General features: G+C 66.4%; 4 protein-coding genes. All 4 read left to right on the top strand.

Translation table 11 applies throughout. The features are described from left to right. Positions 1-172 precede the first annotated feature (172 nt). Positions 173-865 carry a TnsA-like heteromeric transposase endonuclease subunit gene (locus NA3_RS34860; RefSeq protein WP_062969142.1) on the top strand — a complete coding sequence of 231 codons (693 nt, stop codon included), beginning with the start codon at positions 173-175 and terminating at the stop codon, positions 863-865. 80 nt (positions 866-945) lie between these two features. Further along, positions 946-2940 carry a Mu transposase C-terminal domain-containing protein gene (locus tag NA3_RS34865; RefSeq protein WP_501193628.1) on the top strand — a complete coding sequence of 665 codons (1995 nt, stop codon included), beginning with the start codon at positions 946-948 and terminating at the stop codon, positions 2938-2940. After that, positions 2937-3953 carry a TniB family NTP-binding protein gene (locus NA3_RS34870; protein ID WP_062969138.1) on the top strand — a complete coding sequence of 339 codons (1017 nt, stop codon included), beginning with the start codon at positions 2937-2939 and terminating at the stop codon, positions 3951-3953. The genes NA3_RS34865 and NA3_RS34870 overlap by 4 nt, the downstream gene beginning before the upstream one ends. Beyond that, the gene (locus NA3_RS34875; protein WP_062969140.1) at positions 3950-4612 is read left to right on the top strand and encodes a TniQ family protein; all 663 of its coding nucleotides are present in this window, start codon (positions 3950-3952) and stop codon (positions 4610-4612) included. Before NA3_RS34870 ends, NA3_RS34875 begins: the two co-directional genes overlap by 4 nt. Positions 4613-4698: the final 86 nt, after the last annotated feature.

Genomic DNA, 4698 nt, shown 5'->3' on the forward strand with positions numbered 1-4698 from the left:
TTGTCCGTTGTCAGTGAAGATGGGCTATTGCCACTGAAACTGAGCCATCCGGCGGTGTCTGCCACTACAGTTGGGCCGTCTTGGTGGGCTCGACATCTGTTGGCGGGAGCTGGATTTGGGTTCTGTGGCGGCGTGGTCGGAGTCGGAACTCGACGATGCGGGTGCGTTCGTCATGGAGTACAGCCCACGCTCGGGTGAGGTCTCGAGGGCAGTGTTGGCGGAGTGCTGGAACACAGCGTTCGAGCGGTGCAGCCCGGTCCGGCAGTTCGCCTCCTATCGTGGTCAGACCAGTTTTCCGGGGTGGTGGTGGATGGCCACTACGGGTGATCATGTCGGTCATGAGTCCTGGCTCGAGCGGGATCACCTGATCGCCCTGGATGCCGATCCGGACGTGATCGGGGTTGCGGCGCAACCGTTCTGGATCCATTGGCGCGACGACGAGGGCAGGTCACGGCGGCATGCACCCGACTTCTTCGCGCGCACTCGCGACGGGGGTGCGGTGGTCATCGATGTCCGCGCCGACGACCGGATCGGGGCCCGTGATGCCGAAGCGTTCGATGCCACCGGCCGGGCTTGCGCAGCCGTCGGATGGTCCTACCGCCGGGTCGGAGCCCTGGATGCGGTGCTGACAGCAAATCTGCGCTGGTTGTCGGGTTACCGGCACCCCCGGTGCTTACGGTCGGGCCTGGCGAGTGAATTGCTCGAGGTGTTCGCCGAGCCGACGGAGTTGCTGACGGGAGCGAGCATGGTCGGCGATCCGATCGTGGTGCTGCCGACGTTGTTCCAGTTGCTGTGGTCGCAGCAACTGTCGGCCGATCTGTCGTCGGCGGTGCTCGGCCCGTCGACGCTGGTGAGTTCACAGTGAACAGGCCGACTCCACACGCGGCGATCCTGCGGGTCGGTGATGAGATTCGCTGGAACGGAGACGCATTCACCGTCGCGACCCTGACCGCCCAGCAGGTTCGGCTGGTCGACGCGGCCGGGGAGCCGACGCTCGCCCGGTTGCCCGAGCTGCTGGCAGACCAGGCTCTGGAAGTGTTGTCGAGCACGCCGAACGCGCCGATGCGAAGCCTGGACGGGTTGCCCGCAGGGGTGGTCGAGGCGGCGCGATGGTGGGAACGCCATATCGTCGAGGTTCTGACCGGCCTGCCTCTCGACCCGGCTCCGGGGCAGCAGCCGAAACCGGAGTATGACGCTGGACTGCGGTCGTTGCGGCAACGCGAGCTGGCCAAGGTCGAGGAGCTGAGGCGGGCCGGGCACCGGATCGGGTGGAGCACGCTGAAACGGCGGCGCCTGGACTACGAACGCGACGGGATCTGGGGCCTGGTCGATCAGCGCGCGACCCGGGACCGGTCACCGGCCGGCCGCATCGACGCGCGGGTGGTCGACGCGGTTGCCCACGCCATCGCCGAGGAGACCGGCCGTTCCACCGGCACGGTCACTCGGCTGCGGCGGCGCACAGAACAGCTGCTGGCCGCCGAGCACGGGCCCGGAGTGGTCGCCTTGCCCGCGCAGCGCACGTTCTATCGGCTGGTCGCACGATTGTCACAGGGCAAGCACACCTTCGGATCGGCACGAACCCGGCGGTCGCTGGCCAAACAACCCGAAGGCCCCTTCTCGACACTGGTCGCCGCCCGGCCCGGGGAGCTGATGCAGATCGACTCCACGCCGCTGGATGTTCGGGTGGTCCTCGGCGATGGCCAGGTCGACCGGGTCGAGATGACCGGGCTGGTCGACCTGGCGACACGCTCCATCGCCGCGCTGGTGCTGGCGCCGTCGACGAAGTCGGTCGACGCCGCGTTGCTGCTGGCTCGCGCGTTGACCCCCGAACCCATGCGGCCCGGCTGGAGTGATGCGTTGCGGATGTCTCGGTCGGTGCTGCCACATCGCAGCCTCACCAGCGTCGACCAGCGGTTGGCCGAGGCCGCGGCCCGGCCGGTGATCGCGCCGGAGACGATCGTGTTCGATCACGGCAAGGTGTTCTTGTCACAGAACTTCCGCAGCGCGGCAAGGGCATTGGGGATCAGCCTGCAGCCAGCGCACCCCGACACCCCGACCGACAAGCCGGTGGTCGAACGCACCTTGGGATCGGTGGCGACGTTGTTCGCGCAGCACGTCGCCGGTTACGTCGGTTCCAGCGTCGAACGCCGGGGCCGCCGCGCCGAAGAGTCGGCGGCCTGGTCGATGATCGAGTTGCAAGGGCTGCTCGACGAATGGGTGATCACGGTCTGGCAGAACCGGCCCCACGAAGGGTTACGCGACCCGATCACTCCGGACAAGGCATTGAGCCCGAATGAGAAATACGCTGCGCTGGTCGCGGCCACTGGTCACGTCGCGGTCCCGTTGAGCGCCGACGACTTCGTCGAGTTGCTGCCGGCGACCTGGCGCGTGATCAACTCCTACGGCATCCGGATCGCGCGACGCACCTACGACGCGAAAGCGCTCAATCCCTACCGCCGCCAGCATTCCGGCGTCGATCACAAGAACGGCCGCTGGGAACTGCATTACGACCCCTACGACGTCTCCCGGGTCTGGATCCGCAACCACCACCACGGCGGCTGGATCACCGCCACCTGGACACACCTGCGGACCACCCCGACACCGTTCGGGGAACTGGCCTGGCAACACGCCCGCGAGATCCTCGCCCGCCGCGGCAACAACCACGCCACCGAAACCGAAATCGCCCAAGCCGCAGCCGATCTCCTCAACCGAGCCGAACAAGGCCCGACCGGCAACGAACCGAAATCCAACGCCCGCGTTCGCAAGATCGTCGGCCGCACCAAAGCCACCACTCGCGCACAACCGCGGCCTCTCACACCGGACACCGGCGACACCGATGACGACACCACACCTGAGGCTGCCGCCGCGGAACAGCCGATGGCGAAGGTGATCCCGCTCGGGGTGTTCGATCCATTCGAGGAAGCGAGGAAACGCTGGTGAGCACCGCGGCCGATCCCGTGACCGAACCGGTCCGTCAATTGACCACCTTGACCGGCTGGCGGCAGTTCACCCGAGACAAACCCGCCATCCCGCTGCTGCTGCCCACCACCGACTGGAAGCGCCTCGACGACACCGAGCGCAGCCGCCACGACGAAACCCGCATCGACTACCACACCCGGTTGACCGTGATCGCGACCTCCACGATCAGAAACGTCGCGCAGAAGGGCCGCCGGTTGACCCTGCTCAACCGGCACGCGGTCAGCGCACGGCGCGGCATGATCCTGTCCGGAGCCGCCGGCACCGGCAAGACCACCGCGATCACCCAGTTCGGCAAGATGCACGAGGCCGCCGACCAAGCCCGTCACCCGCACCGAAGCGACCGCATCCCGGTCCTCTACGTGACAGTCCCGCCCGCGGCGACACCACGCATGCTCGCCGCGGAATTCGCACGGTTCCTCGGCCTGCCGGTCACCCACCGCGCGAATCTCACCGACATCATCGAAGCCGTCTGCGGCGTCTGCTGCGACACCGGCACCAGCGTCGTGATCTGCGATGAACTACACAACATCTCGCTGGCGACCAAGTCCGGCGCCGAGGTCTCCGACACCTTGAAATACTTCTCCGAACGCATCCCAGCGACCTTCGTCTATGCCGGGATCAACGTCGAACGCGAAGGCTTGTTCTCCGGCACCCGCGGCGAACAGATCGCAGGCCGATTCACCATGATCCGCACCGTCGGCTTCCCCTACACCGGTGACTGGCGCGCCGTCGTCGCCACCCTGGAGAACACACTCCGCCTGCACAACCACACGCCGGGAACACTCATCGAGCTGGACCGCTACCTGCACAAACGCACCAACGGGATGATCGGCAGCCTGTCGGCGCTGATCCGCGAAGCGGCACTGGAAGCCATCCTCACCGGCACAGAGAAGATCACCAAGGCGATGCTCGACGCCATCGACCTCGACCACGCCGCAACAGATTCCGTCCACCGCGTCGGCGAAACCGCATGACTCCCGGCACCGCCACAACGCCGCTGCCAGTCCGCCTGAGACCCGAACCCGGCGAGACCGCCGAATCCTTCGTCATCCGGTTGGCCATCGCGAATCACCTGCGACCCAGCTACCTTCGTCGATACGTCACTCCAGGCCGATATGGAACCGGCTGCATCGAACCAGCCAAACTCGCCGCGGTCTCGGGCCGCACACTCCCAGCTCTCATGCGCATGTTTCCCGAGCTGGCCGAACGACGTCGTCCCAAACGACAGGGCACCACCCAAGCCCGACGAGAAGCCAAGCAGCGCAACGACTCCATCAAGCAAGCTCTCTACGTCATCATCCGCCGCGACGCCGACAAGGGCCTGTCCGGCCGCGAGATCCAGCGCAAACACAACGTCGGATATCGAACCGTCCGCGCAGCACTCACCCTGGACGCTCCGCCACCCCGCAAGAACTACCCGGCACGCGAACGAACCAGCCTCCAACACCTGATCCCCGACATCACCGCCATCCTCGACGTCACGCCCGATGCGACGGTCCAGGACATCTGGAACCAACTACTCGACCAGCACCACGCCGAGATCTCCTACAGCGCGCTCCGGCAATACCTGGCCGACCTCCGAGGTCCCAGCCCACGACGACGCAGAAACGCCAACTCGGCTCACCTTCAGTGACAATCCGCCCTCCGAATCCTTGCCACTGAACGTGAGCCACCCAGTTCACAGCCCGACGACTGGCTCAGATTCGTTGGCACAGGACA

It is taken from the genome of Nocardia africana NBRC 100379 (genome assembly GCF_001612635.1).
GTDB lineage: Bacteria > Actinomycetota > Actinomycetes > Mycobacteriales > Mycobacteriaceae > Nocardia > Nocardia africana.

What these genes read in the sequence shown, in the direction of transcription:
- NA3_RS34875 (WP_062969140.1), top strand. Translation starts at nt 3,950, where the DNA reads ATGACTCCCGGCACCGCCACAACGCCGCTGCCAGTCCGCCTGAGACCC.
- NA3_RS34860 (WP_062969142.1), top strand. Translation starts at nt 173, where the DNA reads ATGGAGTACAGCCCACGCTCGGGTGAGGTCTCGAGGGCAGTGTTGGCG.